The 15,323-nt window shown below is 60.8% G+C and carries 17 protein-coding genes and 2 pseudogenes; 16 read left to right on the top strand and 3 right to left on the bottom strand.

Annotated elements, in window-relative coordinates:
* Positions 1-46: 46 nt before the first annotated feature.
* The 13 genes and pseudogenes from O9K64_RS00975 (at position 47) to O9K64_RS00915 (ending at position 9,774) form a co-directional block, all read left to right on the top strand.
* Complete coding sequence (locus O9K64_RS00975) at positions 47-586, top strand: DUF3275 family protein (protein WP_275096201.1); 540 nt, start codon at positions 47-49, stop codon at positions 584-586.
* 759 nt (positions 587-1,345) lie between these two features.
* The gene (locus O9K64_RS00970) at positions 1,346-1,561 is read left to right on the top strand and encodes a hypothetical protein (RefSeq protein ID WP_275096200.1); all 216 of its coding nucleotides are present in this window, start codon (positions 1,346-1,348) and stop codon (positions 1,559-1,561) included.
* A gap of 114 nt (positions 1,562-1,675) precedes the next feature.
* Positions 1,676-2,008, top strand: a pseudogene (locus O9K64_RS00965) (hypothetical protein); the annotation flags it as partial.
* A gap of 224 nt (positions 2,009-2,232) precedes the next feature.
* Positions 2,233-2,577: a hypothetical protein gene (locus tag O9K64_RS00960; protein WP_275096199.1), complete on the top strand. Its 345-nt coding sequence runs from the start codon at positions 2,233-2,235 to the stop codon at positions 2,575-2,577.
* 107 nt (positions 2,578-2,684) lie between these two features.
* Positions 2,685-3,785: a DUF6094 domain-containing protein gene (locus O9K64_RS00955; protein WP_420493141.1), complete on the top strand. Its 1,101-nt coding sequence runs from the start codon at positions 2,685-2,687 to the stop codon at positions 3,783-3,785.
* A 299-nt stretch (positions 3,786-4,084) separates the two neighbouring features.
* The gene (locus O9K64_RS00950; protein WP_275096198.1) at positions 4,085-4,408 is read left to right on the top strand and encodes a hypothetical protein; all 324 of its coding nucleotides are present in this window, start codon (positions 4,085-4,087) and stop codon (positions 4,406-4,408) included.
* Positions 4,409-4,602: 194 nt separating this feature from the next.
* Positions 4,603-5,022: pseudogene (locus O9K64_RS00945) on the top strand (JAB domain-containing protein); the annotation flags it as partial.
* Between the two features lie 88 nt (positions 5,023-5,110).
* A complete protein-coding gene (locus O9K64_RS00940; protein WP_275096196.1) occupies positions 5,111-5,743 on the top strand; it encodes a hypothetical protein in 633 nt (210 codons plus the stop codon).
* Positions 5,744-5,885: 142 nt separating this feature from the next.
* Positions 5,886-6,302, top strand: coding sequence for a DUF6573 family protein (locus O9K64_RS00935; RefSeq protein ID WP_275096195.1), 417 nt, complete (start codon positions 5,886-5,888; stop codon positions 6,300-6,302).
* Positions 6,303-6,304: 2 nt separating this feature from the next.
* Positions 6,305-6,529 (top strand): hypothetical protein, encoded by a 225-nt coding sequence (locus O9K64_RS00930; RefSeq protein WP_275096194.1) that lies wholly within the window; start codon positions 6,305-6,307, stop codon positions 6,527-6,529.
* Positions 6,530-6,614: 85 nt separating this feature from the next.
* Positions 6,615-7,022, top strand: a complete 408-nt coding sequence (locus O9K64_RS00925; RefSeq protein ID WP_275096193.1) for a hypothetical protein — start codon at positions 6,615-6,617, stop codon at positions 7,020-7,022.
* On the top strand, positions 7,022-7,213 hold the full coding sequence (locus tag O9K64_RS00920) for a hypothetical protein (protein WP_275096192.1): 192 nt from the start codon (positions 7,022-7,024) through the stop codon (positions 7,211-7,213). Before O9K64_RS00925 ends, O9K64_RS00920 begins: the two co-directional genes overlap by 1 nt.
* Positions 7,214-7,482: 269 nt before the next feature.
* A complete protein-coding gene (locus tag O9K64_RS00915) occupies positions 7,483-9,774 on the top strand; it encodes a DEAD/DEAH box helicase (protein WP_275096191.1) in 2,292 nt (763 codons plus the stop codon).
* 753 nt (positions 9,775-10,527) lie between these two features.
* Here O9K64_RS00915 and O9K64_RS00910 read toward each other — a convergent pair.
* From O9K64_RS00910 to O9K64_RS00900, 3 genes are read right to left on the bottom strand one after another with little or no spacing between them, the layout of a single operon-like run.
* On the bottom strand, positions 10,528-11,649 hold the full coding sequence (locus tag O9K64_RS00910; RefSeq protein ID WP_275096190.1) for a hypothetical protein: 1,122 nt from the start codon (positions 11,647-11,649) through the stop codon (positions 10,528-10,530).
* Complete coding sequence (locus tag O9K64_RS00905; protein WP_275096189.1) at positions 11,639-11,944, bottom strand: hypothetical protein; 306 nt, start codon at positions 11,942-11,944, stop codon at positions 11,639-11,641. Before O9K64_RS00905 ends, O9K64_RS00910 begins: the two co-directional genes overlap by 11 nt.
* Before the next feature lie 34 nt (positions 11,945-11,978).
* Positions 11,979-13,343 carry a hypothetical protein gene (locus O9K64_RS00900; RefSeq protein WP_275096188.1) on the bottom strand — a complete coding sequence of 455 codons (1,365 nt, stop codon included), beginning with the start codon at positions 13,341-13,343 and terminating at the stop codon, positions 11,979-11,981.
* Between the two features lie 611 nt (positions 13,344-13,954).
* On the opposite strand from O9K64_RS00900, the gene O9K64_RS00895 reads away from it, so the two are divergent.
* Genes O9K64_RS00895 through traA form a run of 3 tightly spaced genes read left to right on the top strand, consistent with a single transcriptional unit; the run spans position 13,955 to position 15,322 of the window.
* Positions 13,955-14,431, top strand: a complete 477-nt coding sequence (locus O9K64_RS00895; RefSeq protein WP_275096187.1) for a lytic transglycosylase domain-containing protein — start codon at positions 13,955-13,957, stop codon at positions 14,429-14,431.
* 25 nt (positions 14,432-14,456) lie between these two features.
* The gene (locus tag O9K64_RS00890; protein ID WP_275096186.1) at positions 14,457-15,029 is read left to right on the top strand and encodes an OmpA family protein; all 573 of its coding nucleotides are present in this window, start codon (positions 14,457-14,459) and stop codon (positions 15,027-15,029) included.
* Positions 15,026-15,322 (top strand): TraA family conjugative transfer protein, encoded by a 297-nt coding sequence (gene traA / locus O9K64_RS00885; RefSeq protein WP_275096185.1) that lies wholly within the window; start codon positions 15,026-15,028, stop codon positions 15,320-15,322. The genes O9K64_RS00890 and traA overlap by 4 nt, the downstream gene beginning before the upstream one ends.
* Position 15,323 lies beyond the last annotated feature (1 nt).

Raw genomic sequence — 15,323 nt, 5'->3', positions numbered from 1 at the left:
AGGGAGGCGTCTCCCCGTCTTTCGTCAAGACACAAGGAGATGCACCATGCTCAAACTCAGCGGCGTGTTGACCATACGTACCATCGATGGCCGCAACGGCCCGTTCAATGTCGGCCGGCTGGTCACCGACCTCGGCGAGTTCTCCGTCAAGGAGACGCTCCTGGATCAGTACGAGCAAGGCAAGTACGAGGGGGACTTCGGCATCAGCCGCATCTATCCCTCTTACTACCTCGCCGGCGGACGCCTGGTCGTCGAAGTCCGGGCCACACTGGAAACCATGGCACTGGCCGGGATCGACGCACTCACAGCGGAAGATGTGGAACCTGCGACAGAGCCCGATCCCATCGAGGAGGCACCAGCCACCAAGTTGGACCTCGTTGCATCGAGCGACAGGACAACCGTGGACGACGACCCCGATAGCCAGTTGTTCGGTGAACTGTGGCCGTTGGAAGGCAAGGTCAAACTCGATCCCACCGTGGATCGCGCTCGTTTCCGGCGCCAGAAGGAACAACTCAAGAAGTTGGGTTATCTGTTCCAGCCCCTGGGCCAGTACTGGGAAAAACCGTCTGAAGAGGAAGCGGCCTGACCGCGGCCGATCGGAAGGGGCGTATCGCCCCTTCCGCTTCGCGGTTCCGGTCCGGTGAACGTGGAAGGCCCTGTGGCCTTCCCGGAGCCTCCGACAAGGGGGTTGCGGGAAGGCCGCAAGGTCTTCCGTCTCAAACGTCACCGGCCACCCGCTGTCGGGAAATGGCGGGTCCCTTTGTGCGGATAGATTGCGCCTGATTCATTGGGACCCGCCACCCCGAATACGGGTCCGGCGACACAAGACAGCCAGGTCACACGCGAGGACCGCGCTGTTTTCCTCGCGCGGGGTTACCGGTCAAGGACCGGTCGAACACGCCCAACTCGGCAACCGCCCGACAACGGCGTACTTGAAACGGAATTGACCCAAGAAGCGCCCCAGTCGGGGCCTTCCCGAAGGACTCCAGTCCCTGCGTTTCTGTTCATGCAGTGGCTCGAGTCCTGCGGCAAGGTTCCAGCGAATGTGGTGGCGACTCACAGTCGCGCCCTGCCGGCCTCTCGCCGGCACCCTTGCCTGTCCCGCCGTGGACAGGCGCCCATCAGCACCTTCGCCAGGCCGGGAAGGAGGTGCAGCGGTCCCGATTTCTCAGGGCACCGTCGGCCATTTTTTCAACGTCCCCGTCCGGGAGTCTCCTCTCCCGGTCCGGGGGTCGGTTTCTCCTGGGCGGTCTTCCGCCTCCCTGCGGGGGTCCACCAAAGCGACCTCCTGCAGGTCGCTTTGGGGACCTCCGTCGTGGAGGCATCCCCAACCAAGGAGAAGCTCATGTCACATACAGCCCGTAACCAGGCAGTGCTGCAAGATCACAGCAACGTACACGCAATCGGTATCACGTCCGGCATCGATCCGCTTCCTGAGCGCAGCGATGTCTCCATTGAGATTCCCGATGTCGTGACCATCGACGCTGCACAGTTCCCCCAGTTCGAAGTCGAGCGGCTGAATCAGCACGGCATCGAGGGGGTTCACATCTACTTCAAGTAGGAACGCGCGCGGCTCTCCGGCCGCCGCACCTTCTTTCCTTCATCAATCCCGCGGGGCATCGCCATGCCCCTCGGGGCCCTGGTGTCCCCGCACTAAATTCAGCGGAGGTACACCATGGGATGGCTCTTCACATACGACGCCACCAAGGCGGACGTCATTCGTGACTTGACCGCACCGGAAGAGAACGAGACGCGGCGCTGGGAGACCATCGCCCACTGCGTACGCGGCAACGTGCTCTGGTCGGTGATCGAGATCACCTACAAGCAGGAGCCGCAACGCAAGCGGTTCATCGCCTGCCACCTGCTCGCCAGGCATAAAGGCTGCGGCTGGGGGTACAAGGACATGGAGGAATCCATGCATCCTTGTTACTACTCCTGTCCGTTGAAGTACCTGGACATGGCGCCGGTCGCCAACGCCGACTGGCGCGCCGCGGTCCGGGCCTACCACCACGACAGCTGCCGCAAGGTCGAGATCGGCCAGAAGGTCGGCATCAAGGGTTCCACCATACCGTGGGTGGTCATCTCCTCGCTGCGCCCGCTGACGGGCGACTACGGCGGGCGACGCTATCGCGTGCCCCGTCGCATGCTCGGCGAAGTGCTCTGACTACCAGAACCACTCATTCGCGCCGGGGCGCCAAGCCCCGGCCCGGATGGGTTCACAAGGAGGATGTCATGTACGACTACCGTGAACGCGAGCGACGATTCCTCGCTGCCTGGAAGCGCGGCGTGCAGCTGGCCGGACCAGGCGATTTCAAACTGAAGGCCCCGACCGTCGAGGCCGCCACGCACAAGGGTCAACTCGAACCCGATTGGGATTTGATCGAGGAGACCCTCACGGCGCGCAGCCGCGGCGAAGCGGCGTTTCTCGCCGCGATGTGCTCGTTCTACAACGCCGAGTGGGGCCAGTCGCTGCTGGTCCGCGCGGGTTTCCCGAACCTCTGCGACTTGGCCTCGAAGCTGGACGAGCCCCATGCGGGGATCATCGCGGAGCTTTTTCTCAACTACCCCGGGTGGTGATCACCCGTTCCATCGATCCATTAACCACCCAACCCGGCCGGGGAGCGTACTCCCCGACGGGGGTGCGCTTCTCCGGCCTTGTCACAACCAACGTAAGGAGAAGCACGATGGCTTTAATGTTCCAGCGCCTGGCGCGCAACTTCATCAAGAACGGGTATTTCCCCACCGACGCCGAGACCACGCAACGCGTGTTGTCGGCCATACAACCCGCGGATACGGGGCCACTTCGCGTCCTCGATCCCTGCTGTGGTGAGGGCGTGGCCCTGGCCGAATGCAAGCACCACCTGGGTGCCGATCGTACCGAGGCATTCGGTATCGAATACGACGAGGAACGGGCTTGGCATGCCAAGGGCATCCTGGACCGCTGCATCCACGGCGACGTTCAGGACTGCATCGTCGGCCGGCGTCAGTTCGGCCTGCTGTGGCTCAACCCGCCCTATGGCGACCTGGTGGCGGACAAGGCAGCGCTGGCCGGTTACACGGGCAAGGGCCGTCCCCGGTTGGAGAAGCTGTTCTACAGCCTCTCCAGCTCCTGGCTCGCCTTCGGCGGTGTGCTGGTACTGATCATCCCCGGCTACAGCCTGGACCGCGAACTGGCGGGTTGGATCGCCACCCACTTCGAGCAGGTGCGGGTGTTCCTGGCGCCGGAGCAGCGCTTCAAGCAGGTGGTGGTGTTCGGCGTTCGACGCCGCACCGCCGGCGCCACGGGCATCAACGAGACCCGCGCGATGCTGGAGGCAGTCGCTGATCAGCCACCCCCGGTGTTACCGGAGAGTTGGCCGTATGCGCCCTATGTGGTGCCGACGGCGCCCCTGGGCGAGGCGACCTTCGTCTACTCGCGCATGGACCGGCGCCAGTTGGCCGATGAGCTGATGCGTCATCGCGGCTTGTGGGAACGGTTCGCGCTGGTGTTCGGCGGAACCGGGCGAGGCCTGCGCCGGCCGTTGCGGGCGCTTTCCGACTGGCACCTGGCGCTGGCCCTGGCCGCTGGTCAGGTGTCCGGCGTGGTGCGCTCCGCCGACGGCCGGGTGTACGTCATCAAAGGCGACACCCACAAGGAGAAGGAGGCCAAGGTCGAGGTCGAGGAGAAGTCCAACGGACAGATCACCGAGACCCGCATCCTGACCGACCGCTTCGTGCCGGTGATCCGGGCCCTGGACTTCACGCCGGGTAGCCCGAGCTTCGGCCAGGTCGTGGTCATCCGTTGACGAAGGAATGACATGACGCCGCCGGTCGGCGGCGTCTGTCTCAAACCTCAACATCGTTCAGTGATGGGGTTTAAGACAGATGGGTTTTTGCCGTGGCCGCTGCGGTTTCAGCGGCACCTTTGCAGGTTATACACCTGTGCCCAAGCGCCTTCGCCGGACCGTGCAACAGGCGCAGCGATTCCTACGTAGTAGCGGAATCGCCGGTCCATTCGTTCTATCTCAACCCAAACGGGGAGCGTTCTTCCCCGACAGGGCGAGGCCTCCTCTTCACTGTTCAACCACTGATAAGGAGGTGCTCCATGAGTAAATACGTACTTGGCGTCATGCGGTTCAAGACATGGCTGTGCAAGGCCGTACTGGAAACATACAGCAACGGGCGTCCGGCCATCGCATTGTTTGATTGCGAGAATGGTTCGCCAATCGCTTGCGCGACTGTCAACGTCCCTGAGGTCCCCCTGTCCAGCGACGAGATCATCGTCAAGGACTATTCGGAAAACACCGGGATGCTGGAGGCATTGGTAGCCGCCGGCATTGTCAATGTGACCGACAAGACCGTGCCCATAGGTTTTGCCATTGGGCATGTGTGCAAGTTGGCAAGTGTCGACGTACCGGTAGCGCTTTAACTCAACCGCCGCAGCTTGGTATGCGGCAGCCACCCTCGCGGGGAGATCTACTCCCCGGCGGGGAGGGTCCCTCCGCGTTTTCGACTGTGGAGGTCACCCCAATGCAAAACGTCTTGCCTTTAAACACTGGTGCCAGCGACCGTTTCACACAGATCCGACCTTCGGACCTCAGCGAAACCGAGCAGGCGTCACTTGTCCAACTGGCGCTCAAGATCCTTCGCGCGCGTCACCGGCGCGGCAGGCTCCTGTCGAGCCCACAGGACACGCAGCAGTACTTGCAGCTCGTATTCGAGAGCTATCGCAACGAGGTCTTCGCAGCCATCTTCCTCGACAACCGGCACCGGGTGCTGGGGTTCGAGGAGCTGTTCTTCGGGACCATCGACGGCGCGTCGGTACACCCCAGGGTCGTGGTACAGCGGGCCCTGGAACTTAACGCGGCCGCCGTCATCTTCGCCCACAACCACCCGAGCGGCGTGGCGGAACCGTCACGTTCGGACGAGGCCCTCACTCGCCGTCTGAGAGAGGCCTTGGGCTTGGTCGACATTCGCGTGCTCGACCACCTCGTCGTCGGCAGCGAAGGCATCGTCTCTTTTGCCGAGCGCGGCCTGCTGTAAAGGGCATCAACCACCCGCCGGGGAAGACGTTCCCCTGCGGGAACGCTCTTCCCGGCCTATCAACCAATGACCGAGAGGAGACAACACCATGCTTGAACGCAATCATCATGATCCGAGCACAGCCGTGCTCATGCCCATCACCGAGACGCCCGGCCTGTACGCCGATGCCGCGCTGACCGACGAGGGGCACAACCTGCTGTTCCTGTCCTTATGGGGGCGGGATACCGCCATACAGGAGTTCCGCGCCCGGCTGTCGTTGCCGGTGCACGAAGGCGGTCTCGACAGCTTCCGCTTGGAAGGTCAAGGCATGCCCTTCATGCAGGTGGGCAACCCGGAACGGCTGATGAACGACTCCGGGCGCACACCGCCGCAGGTGATCTTCGGCAGCTTGGTCCATCTGTGGCTGTATGACCGCCTGGCGGTGGAGCCGGATCGCGCCAACCGGCGCGCGCTGTTGCTCTACCACCCCGGGGAAGGCTCGACGGCCGAAAGTGAGACGTCGTTAAGACAGCGGCTGTGGTCGCTGGTCACCGAGACCTGTCACCTGCCGCTGCTGCCCGCGTGGCGCGACACCCTGCTCGAGGCCTTCCAGGCCGCGGGCTGGATCAGGAACCTCCAGGGCGTCGGCCTTTCCGCCTACGCACTGGATCTGGGTGACGATGAGGTTGAAAACGTGGTCAGCCGACTGATCCGGGAACACCGATTGACGGCCGCCGGCTGAGCGATCGGCGCTGATCGACTGCAGCTGATCGACTAGTTTGGGATGCCCCCTGCGGCATCCATTTGTTCCACCCCACCGGGGAGACTTTCGTCCCCGGTGGGGACGGTGGTCTCTCCATCCATCAAACGTAAGGAGAACCATCATGAACGAAAATCAAACGGTCACCGAGTTGTTCGGTGAGGTCATCTACCGCTACACCCGCGCCCAGGCCATCGAGGATGGAGTGCTGGTGGACGTATCGGAGACGGCTCGCGAGGCCGGCTTCCGCTGGCCGGTGGCCATGACCTCAACGGCCTGGGCGGATTGTGTCGCCTGGTCTGAGGAGGACAACCACCGCCAGGTCTATCAGGACGAGTCCGGTCGCCTGTGGGACGTGTTGTGGATGGCGTTCGTCGCGATCCGCAGCGCCAACAGCGGCACGCAACTCGAGTACCAACTCTATCGTGTACCCCGCGATGGCAAGGGCGTCGAGGCAAGACTGACGAGTTTGAAGTTGGTCTGTGGACCGGGTGATACCGGCGAACCGGTGATCACCATCATGCTGCCAGGGGAGGACTGACCATGACCCTGGGGGATGACATTCGGCGCCGCTATCCACGACTGATCCGCAGCATGCGCGGTGCCGGACTGCTGACCGAGACGGAAGCCGTTGGCGCCTTGGTGGAGTACAAGGTCTTCGGTATGCGTGACGACTTTGGCTCCGAAGCGGTCGTCCATCTGGGCGGTCAATTGGCCGCCATACGCTTCGGCATCCAATACCGGCATCTCACTTCAACAACGCTATGAGTTGAGTTCATAGCCAACCCACTGGGGAGACCTTCTCCCCGGCGGGGTGAGGTCTCTCCTGTTTTCAACCACCAGGAGAACCATCATGAAATACGTCATTCAATACACCTTGCCCTACGAGCACAGGGTCATGGTCGGCATCGAGGCCGAGACGCCGGAGGCAGCGACCGCGAAAGCGGAGCAGCTGTTCGACGACGGCGAGATCTGGCAAGACACCGCTGAAACCCCGCTTCTATACGACGACTACGAGGAAGACGGGGATGCCGGCGAGCCATTGCAATTCACGGTCGAGCAGACGTTGGGTTCCGATGAACCCTGGCCGGAAGCCGACACCAGCGTAAAGGCGCTGCGCCGCCGAGAGGCGGCGTTCCGTACGGTTCAACTGCTGGTCGAGGCCTACCACCGGGGCGAGGAACGCGGCGGGAGCATCGACTGGGACGAGCTGGATCAGGCCTACGAGGCCGCCCTGCAAGCGATCGCGGAGGGAGCGTGATGAACAGTCTGCCACCCGATCAACGCGAGGCGCTGGAGAAGGCGCGGCGCCATTTCGGTCGCTGCTGGAAGAGCGAACTCGGCTATTGCTGGGAACGCGCGAGCTATCCTGTCGAGCTGCGTGATGTCGAGGCAGATCTGCAACGTATTCGCAATACGATCGGTAGACGCGGCCTATACCGTTTGAAATGAAAACCCGGCCCCGCACTCGCGGGGCCTTTCCCGAGCACCGCTGCCGCGGTGCTGGGGAAAGGTTTTTAACCGTAGCCGCTGCGTTTCAGCGGCACCTTTGCAGGTCGTACACCTGCGCCCGAGCGCCTTCGCCGGACCGTGCAACAGGCGCAGCGATTCCTACGTTGTAGGGGGAATCGCCGGTCCATTTTGTCACTCAACCCTCACGGGGCGGATTCAGCCCCCTGGGGGATGGTCTGCCCGTTTTTTTAACTTGAAAGGAGCAGACCATGAACGCAATTGCAGAAACACTTGAACTCGAAATCGACGGTTCCAACGTCATCCCGCTGTCCCAGTTCGTCTCCGATTTCGGCGACGGCCTGCTGGAGGCGGTCACCCGGCAAAACCCGCCGGTCTACGACGGCACACCCGATACGCGCTGCGATGCGGTGACGGACTTCCTCAAACGCAAGCCGTTTCCGGCCCAGCGGGCAGTGGTGCAGGCGGTGACCCGGCTGCTGGTGGACGAGGCCGAACAGGCCGCGGTCATCAACGCCGAGATGGGTACCGGCAAGACCATGATGGCCATCTGCGCCGCCGCGGTGCTGCATGCCGAGGGTTACCGGCGCACCCTGGTGATCGCCCCGCCCCACCTGGTCTACAAGTGGCGGCGGGAGATCCTGGAGACCGTGCCGGGCGCCCGAGTGTGGGTGCTCAATGGCCCGGACACGCTGCGCAAGCTGTTGCAGTTGCGGGCTGCACTGGACGAGTCGCCGGCCCACCAGGGTCCGGAGTTCTTCATCATCGGGCGCGTACGCATGCGCATGGGTTTTCATTGGAAGCCCGCGTATGCAGTTCGCAAATTGCATATACGCGAGCACACGGAGCGGGGCAACGAACACTCGCCTACCTTCGTGCGTAGCGTGCGCTATGCCGCCTGTCCCGCCTGCGGGACGACGGTGGTCAACGGTGATGGCGATCCGGTGCCGCCGGAGTTGTTCCCGGAGGAACGGCGCCAGAGCTGCCGGGAGTGCGGCGAAGCGTTGTGGACCCTGATGCGGCCGGGCCGCAGGCAAAAGAACCGGCGTGAGCTGGTGACCGAGGCCATGTGCCAGCTACCCACCATCGGACCCAAGACGGCGGACAAGCTGGTGCGGACCTTCGGCGAAAACCTGCTGTCGGGGATGCTTGCGGACAATGTCCACGAGTTCATCAATCTGATGGACTCTGACGGCGAGCTGGTGTTCTCCGATCGGCAGGCGGCGCGTATGGAACGTGCCATGGCAAACCTGGAGTTCTCCTTCGGCCAGGGTGGCTATCAACCGACGGAGTTCATCAAGCGCTACCTGCCGGACGGGTACTTCGACCTCCTCGTGGTGGATGAAGGCCATGAGTACAAGAACGACGGTTCCGCTCAGGGCCAGGCCATGGGCGTGCTCGCCAACAAGGTCCGCAAGGTCCTGCTGTTGACCGGCACCCTCATGGGCGGCTACGCCGACGACCTCTTCTACCTGCTGTGGCGCATCATGCCGCGACGGATGATCGAGGACGGCTACCGCTACAACGGCCAGGGCACCCTGGGCAGCGCCAGCATGGCCTTCATGCGGGACCACGGCATCCTCAAGGACATCTACAAGGAGTCCGAGGGGGACAACCACCGCACCGCCCGCGGCAAGCGCATGACCGTGCGCACCGTCAAGGCACCGGGGTTCGGACCCAAGGGGATCGCCCGCTACGTGCTGCCGTTCACGGCCTTCCTGAAGCTCAAGGATATCGGCGACAAGGTGTTGCCGCCCTACAGCGAGCACTTCCAGGAGGTGGTGTTGGCTGCGGACCAGGCCGAGCGGTATCAGGCTCTGGAGTCCACGCTCACGGCCGAGCTTAAGGAGGCCCTGCGCAAGGGCGACAACAGCCTGCTGGGCGTGGTGCTCAACGTCCTGCTGGCCTGGCCCGACACCTGCTTCCGCGAGGAAGTGGTCAGGCACCCGCGGACCCGGCAGCTGCTGGCGTTCGTGCCCTCGATCCTCGGCGAGGCACCGTCTCCCAAGGAAGCGGAGATGCTGCGCATCTGCCGGGAGGAGAAGGCCCGCGGCCGCCGTGTGCTGGTCTACACGACCTACACCGGCACCCGCGACACCGCCAGCCGGCTCAAGGGCCTGCTGGAGGGCCACGACCTCAAGGCTGCGGTGTTGAGGGCCAGCATCGACACGAGCCGGCGGGAAGACTGGATCTTCGATCAGGTCGACCGCGGCATCGATGTGCTGGTCACCAACCCCGAGCTGGTGAAGACCGGTCTGGATCTCCTGGAGTTCCCGACCATCGTGTTCATGCAGACCGGCTACAACGTGTACACGTTGCAACAAGCCTCCCGCCGCTCCTGGCGGATCGGCCAGAAGCAACCGGTGGACGTGTATTTTCTCGGCTACGGCGAGACGGCGCAGATGACGTGCCTGTCGCTCATGGCCAAGAAGATCGCGGTAAGCCAGTCCACCTCCGGTGACATGCCGGAGACCGGACTCGACATCCTCAATCAGGACGGGGATTCCATCGAGGTGGCTTTGGCCAAGAAGCTGGTGTCTTGACCTTCACTCCGCTTGGCACCTTCGGGTGCTTGGCGGGGTTCTTTTTTCGTTCCAGATGCCGCTTTCCGGCAACTCCTGGCGCCCGACTGTGAGCGACCGGTTACCTACCGCCTATAATCGATTGATCTCGGCACTAGTGTGCACTGAAACCGGATAACCTACCCTCAAGACTTCGACTAGGCACCACGGTGTTACGACATCGACCTGGTCGTTGTTATGGGCCTCGCGCTCGGGAGTGTAACCGTCGAAAGACCATTTCAACAGGCGACTCCGCCACCACAGCCATACCTCCCGTTGACCAGGTTCCATTTGAACGAAGACACCTTCTGGGAGATCCCCAAGATGTGACACCTGCCGTTTGCGATCTAGTCGTTGCGTGTGAAGCACGGAGTCGATCCGCTTGAGCTCTGCGCCCTGGGCTGCGGGGTCTGCATCGGATCCCGTCCATGCGACACGAAACTGATGGAGCGACTCACGTCGGCAAGTGCCGCATGGCCGATGCCCTGCAGCGAATGAGGTGGCCTCATCGAGGAAGAACAGCTCTGTATATCGACTTGGTTCCATTATGGTTCGATGACGTCCTCGGTAGTCTAATAAACAGGTCACCCACTCTTTCCGATTGTAGCTACGCACGATCTCACCCTTCGGCGAATGCAGGCATCCTCGGTTCCCCATAAGAGTTCCTCGTTGCGGCACTGCATACAAGTTACCAAATGGATCAACTCTGTTTCGTCTTGGCATAATACCCTCCAATCAGCTTTCGAGCGGCATATGGATATACATGAAGTGTACGCCGGCTCTGTTCGCTACCATCGAAAGCATCTCAATGATCTCATTACTGAGAGGCGTCCTGCGCATGTCTGCTCCGATGAACAAGAAGGACCTGTCTGGTGATCTGATATGGGAGTCTGTGGTCGCTCTGTCGATCAGAGTGCGCCACATAGCCAGCTTCTCGATGTCGCCGAGGTAGACCTTACTGAGAGTCTGGTCCCGAGTCCGTAGCAACGATATCCCGCCCTTCACTTCAACCAGTAGCCTCAGCGTTTGGATCTTTAACGAATCATTGCTCAGCGCCACGTTACCACGAGGGTAAAGGTTGAAGTGGCCTTCGATCTCGGGTTCAAAGAGGCACAAGTCAGGTCGCTGGGCCATATGACCCGGCGCAAAGCCAAAGTAGGTTTCCAGCGCCATTTGGGATGGCGAGTAACCATCGCGTGACAACGCACTATAGATCACACTCACCAAATCGGCTTCCAGCTCAACAGAGTCAACCACAGCGCCCAGCGCTTCCGTAATAAGGCCCGGCTTTAGCAATCGATTAATGTTCACAGGCTTACCGGCCGGCCGCATCTCTGACACCACATCCAGGTAACGGATTTTGCTCCCGGGACGAGCAAGTAGATACGACTCGTCTCGATGCCCGTAGTACGCAAAGCTGACCCCTGCTGACGCTGCAGCTTCGGCAGCCTTGAGCTGCTGCTGGTAAGGCAGCGAGCGACACAACTCGACAGCATCCACCGCGACAAGCCAGCGTTTATCTGGATAAAGATCGATTTTTGCGAGCCTCTGCATATCGGAGCAGTTACCCGTAGACGAGAAAACATCTTGCAGTGCATTACGGCTGTTATATGCGCCTCCCTTCAGCTCGAACGCAAATTCCGGATTACCATCTTGATCAATGACGACAACATCTACCCCGCCACGACCAGTGGCCTGTAATCTCCGTTCGCGTCGCACTCTGCCAGGGAAGTGGCGTTCTAGTTCAACGGCCAACGCCGCCTGGTAGTTTGCTTCAGAGCCGACGACGCCGTCACACCGAGCAAAAAGCTGACGAAAGGATTGTTCAATTGCCTTGTTTTCCTGGTCATGGTGCATAGCTACACTCCTTGTGTTTTCGACTGATACTCTTGCCGTGTTCGAGCACCAGACGACACTTTGTATGGTTCGGCCGATAGACCGTCACCAATGTGTTTCGCTGCTCAATCACCATCACCCCTTTTAACTTCTCTAGCCTCTGAATCTCCGCCTTAAGGCGGCTGATCTCCTCGCTGACAGCACGCTTGGTCATCATATACCCATCCGAAAATGTCTCGCCGACATCACAAACCAGAGCGAGGTCATCTTCCTTCACACCACGTTGACGAAGACGCTGCTGAATATGCATCGACATACTGATCTCACTGCGTACGTCCTCAGGTCCATGATCAACCGTTCTCATCGTTCCGCCCTCCCGTGAACATCTCGTCCCTGCTCTTGCGTGCCTCATAGGACTGCTCTGCAACACGAAGGTACGGATTGAACCGAAGATTGCGGCCCGTCTTGAGCCAGGAATCAACCAAGGCGTACTCACCGTCAGGCATCCTCTCGCCGATGATCTGGACCAATCGCTCGTAGCCAGACATCGGCGTATCCGTGATGTATCCGGCACTTTGGAGTTCAATCAACTTGCTCACGGTACACCGTACCATGTGAGAGCCAATGCAATCATCGGTCTGGACGAGGACCGGCACCAGCGTTGTCAACCGCCGATCAGGATAGAGGATCAGCCACGTATGGTCGCACGCATAGAAATCCGGATTGCTGGGCAGCCGCATTCGTGGTTCTCCAGTATCATCCGCCAGTGCAATCTCGGGTACTTGGTCTGCTACTTCAAGCGCCTCTTGGCGATATCGGCGTATGGCTGATTCGTCATTAGAAACGCCCCATGCCGACCAATCGAAGACCATTCCCACGTAGACGTGTGGCAAAAATGCCAGCGCTTCGATTTCTATACACTGGGCATAGTCGTCTTGGTCACCGTTCCAGAATGAGAAGTATCCGTCGCGCAACTTGGACCACCACTCAAGCTGATCTTGGTATTGCTCAAGGCGCTCATTGATATATTCGCACATGCTTTCATCGAACAAGTCTTTGTCTATGTCCTTCAGCAGGATGGTGGATGGTTCCGCACTACCGAAGCCCAAAGCCTTGAGGGCCTTTTTAGTCAATTTGAGTTCGGCCAAAGTCGGTGCCTTTGGCATGTCGTGTTCATCGAACGGATAGAACGGCCAATTCCGCAAGTCCCCTCGCCTGATGAACTCGCGCTTCGAAAAAAATGTCTGGCGGTACTGTTCGAACAGACCAAGTTCCTTGTCGACCCGTGCACCAAGAAGCTCAAGCGCCCGCATGGTCTTCTCGACATCACTCAATTGCTCAGCGCGCGTTGGGTGAACGGAAGTGCCAACCGTCAGGCGGTCCACGACAAGATGAACGTTCTGGCGGGTGAGCCGTGCTAACGCCTTCATCACGTCGTAGTAGCGGTCCGGGTAGGCCAAGAGCTGCGCCTTTTTCGGGTCCTTATCCGCCTTCATGGCAAGCTTATTCAGTTCCTTCGTGCCATTACCAAGCCGGGCAGCGGCCGCGATGTCCCCTGGCTTGATGCCTGAACGGACGATCTCGTCATGCAGCCGCCGCGCTATCGAAGTGCGGTCTTCCCAGGACAACCGTGTCCGCGAGCTGGCAAGTACGCGCCCCGCTTGACGGCCGCGTTCTTCATGCAACTCCTCATGATTCTTTTTCGTATGTCGCATAAGCCCTGCTCCTTGTGGGAACTTGATGACATTGCCACCCATTGCTGATTACCTCCTAATCTCAAGCCATGGGTCACATTATCAGACAACGATTCTTCGATAAGTCACTGTTTTAGCTTTCAAAAATAAGACGTTTTGTGAACTATTGAAGATATTATAGGAATTTTTTACAGACAACTAGGAACAGATGTGCGCCCAAACACCAGCTCATAGCATTCTTAGAGATACCTCAGCAATAAATTCGGAAGCGGTGTCGCGCTTATTGTGCTACTGCAGAGGGGTTTGAAGGCTCCAACCGCAACTAATCCCTTCAGAAATCCCATAACGTTTCCCCTTCCTTCCGCCCTCTGCATTCCAGACCATGCCACCTCGTACCCGGAACGTGATTTCCGGATGGGTTCCACGCATTACGAGGAAAGCAGGATGTGCCAGTCGAAGAATGCTGCGCCTTTGTCTGATCCCGGCCAGAAGCCGGGTTCAGCCAGCTCTCTCCCCCCGGAGGTGCGTGAAGCACTGGCAGCCGCGGAGGCCCTATACAGGGCCGTCGAGGAACACGCACCGGCCGTCTCTCTATCCCGTGATGTCGTACAGGAATGGAAGCGCCTCGGCAAGTGCTTGGCCTGGTTGCAGCGATAGCTTTGCTGGTTGCCGGCACGGGCCAGGCCGACGAGCTGAGGGAATGCTTCAGCGAGGCCGGCGAACGGTACGGTATCTCGCCGGCGCTCCTGCGGGCCATCGCCGAGGTGGAGAGTGGACTCGACCCAGGCGTGGTGCATGTCAATGGGAACGATACCGCTGACATCGGGCTGATGCAGATCAACTCCTGGTGGATTCCCGTTTTGGAGCAGTACGGCATCGAGCCGGAAGACCTCTTGGACCCCTGCCTCAACATCGGTGTAGGTGCGTGGATCCTGGCCGGGAACGTCCGGCAGTTCGGCTATAGCTGGCAAGCCGTTGGCGCTTACAACGCCGGCACAAGAACAGATCAGAGAACAGAACGACGACGTGAAGACTATGCGATCAGGGTTTATGGGCGTCTGCCTTGCGGTGCTGGCGGGCTGTGCCTCGACACCGCCCAGTCCGAGTGAGCCAAGCACACCGGCAAGACTGGGCGTGATACAGCAACCGGCTATTGCGTGGGGGGACACGCACGCGTTCTACGTGGTGTGTGCCGACTGCGCCGGGCCGACGCCGAAGACGCCGTTGCTGCGGAAGGATGAACCGATCTCCAAGGTCACGCCCACGGGGATGGAGCAGGACAAGGACGAGATCGATAGCGCGACGGACGAGGCCCCATCCGATGCAGCCGGGGCGGTGGACGGGATTCTGTTCACCACCCACTTCGCCTTCGACACCGCCAGGCTGTCCGAGGCGGACAAACAAGCCCTGCTGAATCTCCTGCCCGAGCTCAAGCAACAGCGGCTGTTCGTCGCGGGGTTCACCGACAGTGTCGGTCCCCAGGATTTCAACGACTGGCTGGCGTTGCGTCGCGCCCAGTCCGTCAAGGCCTATCTGGTCGAACACGGCCTGAATGCCAACGACATTGAAGTCAGCGGTCGCGGCAAGTGCTGCTACCTGCAGAGCAATGAAACCCCTACCGACCGGGCCGCCAACCGGCGCGCGGAAATCCGGCTCACCGCCTTCTCGAAGGACCCCACAACCCAACCTGGAGACAAGCAACCATGATTCGATCCACCGCACTTCATCAACCCCTTGCCCTGTTGGTGCTGCTGATGCTGCCGCTGGCGGCATTGGCCTCGACGACGGGGGCGGAGTTTCAGTCCGCCTATCAGTTCTTCTACGACGCGGCGACCGGTTATCTCGGCCGCGGCATCGCCATCGTCGGCGGCCTGATCGGTCTGGGCTACGGTGCCGCCAAGGGCAGTCCGTTACCGGCGGTGCTGGGCGTGATCCTAGCGGTGTTCGGCGCGCTGGGCCCGACCATCATCGATGCCATCTTCGGTTCCGCCGTGGTGTAAC

This window comes from Sedimenticola hydrogenitrophicus, from assembly GCF_029017505.1.
Lineage (GTDB): Bacteria > Pseudomonadota > Gammaproteobacteria > Chromatiales > Chromatiaceae > Sedimenticola > Sedimenticola hydrogenitrophicus_A.
The sequence above is the reverse complement of the archived record's forward strand: the minus strand, read 5'-3'. Positions and strand labels throughout refer to the sequence as shown.

Coding starts and splice junctions, on each gene's coding strand:
- O9K64_RS00905 (WP_275096189.1), bottom strand. CDS start 11,944: ATGTCGATGCATATTCAGCAGCGTCTTCGTCAACGTGGTGTGAAGGAA.
- O9K64_RS00940 (WP_275096196.1), top strand. CDS start 5,111: ATGCTTGAACGCAATCATCATGATCCGAGCACAGCCGTGCTCATGCCC.
- traA (WP_275096185.1), top strand. CDS start 15,026: ATGATTCGATCCACCGCACTTCATCAACCCCTTGCCCTGTTGGTGCTG.
- O9K64_RS00975 (WP_275096201.1), top strand. CDS start 47: ATGCTCAAACTCAGCGGCGTGTTGACCATACGTACCATCGATGGCCGC.
- O9K64_RS00920 (WP_275096192.1), top strand. CDS start 7,022: ATGAACAGTCTGCCACCCGATCAACGCGAGGCGCTGGAGAAGGCGCGG.
- O9K64_RS00930 (WP_275096194.1), top strand. CDS start 6,305: ATGACCCTGGGGGATGACATTCGGCGCCGCTATCCACGACTGATCCGC.
- O9K64_RS00960 (WP_275096199.1), top strand. CDS start 2,233: ATGTACGACTACCGTGAACGCGAGCGACGATTCCTCGCTGCCTGGAAG.
- O9K64_RS00950 (WP_275096198.1), top strand. CDS start 4,085: ATGAGTAAATACGTACTTGGCGTCATGCGGTTCAAGACATGGCTGTGC.
- O9K64_RS00915 (WP_275096191.1), top strand. CDS start 7,483: ATGAACGCAATTGCAGAAACACTTGAACTCGAAATCGACGGTTCCAAC.
- O9K64_RS00900 (WP_275096188.1), bottom strand. CDS start 13,343: ATGCGACATACGAAAAAGAATCATGAGGAGTTGCATGAAGAACGCGGC.
- O9K64_RS00970 (WP_275096200.1), top strand. CDS start 1,346: ATGTCACATACAGCCCGTAACCAGGCAGTGCTGCAAGATCACAGCAAC.
- O9K64_RS00925 (WP_275096193.1), top strand. CDS start 6,615: ATGAAATACGTCATTCAATACACCTTGCCCTACGAGCACAGGGTCATG.
- O9K64_RS00935 (WP_275096195.1), top strand. CDS start 5,886: ATGAACGAAAATCAAACGGTCACCGAGTTGTTCGGTGAGGTCATCTAC.
- O9K64_RS00955 (WP_420493141.1), top strand. CDS start 2,685: ATGGCTTTAATGTTCCAGCGCCTGGCGCGCAACTTCATCAAGAACGGG.
- O9K64_RS00910 (WP_275096190.1), bottom strand. CDS start 11,649: ATGCACCATGACCAGGAAAACAAGGCAATTGAACAATCCTTTCGTCAG.